Genomic DNA, 282 nt, shown 5'->3' with positions numbered 1-282 from the left:
GTGCTGCATGGCCTCAATGCGCCGGAATTCTTCGACAAGTCGCTGTTCCGCCACTTCATCCAGACGCTGCTGGCGGAAGGGGTGCTGCGCAAGGCCGACGACGGCACCCTGGGCCACCATGAACTGCTCGGTGAACTGGCCGAGGGTGCGGGCAAGCGGGTGCTGCCGGCGGAGATTCGCCTGTCGATCCGCCAGGTGGCCCTGGATCGGCCCGAGGCCCCGGACCTGCCGGAAGCCGAATCCCCTGTGCCCGCCGGCAACTAAGCGGGCATCCATGGGTCA

1 pseudogene is annotated in these 282 nt (G+C 67.7%); it reads left to right on the top strand.

Features of this window, described 5'->3' with window-relative positions:
- Positions 1 to 264, top strand: a pseudogene (locus FS767_RS22190) (glycerol-3-phosphate 1-O-acyltransferase); the annotation flags it as partial.
- Positions 265 to 282 lie beyond the last annotated feature (18 nt).

Origin of the sequence: Pseudomonas sp. DE0010 (assembly GCF_007680745.1) — a bacterium.
GTDB classification, from domain to species: domain Bacteria; phylum Pseudomonadota; class Gammaproteobacteria; order Pseudomonadales; family Pseudomonadaceae; genus Aquipseudomonas; species Aquipseudomonas parafulva_B.
Note: the sequence above shows the minus strand (reverse complement) of the source record. Positions and strands in the feature narration are given on the sequence as shown.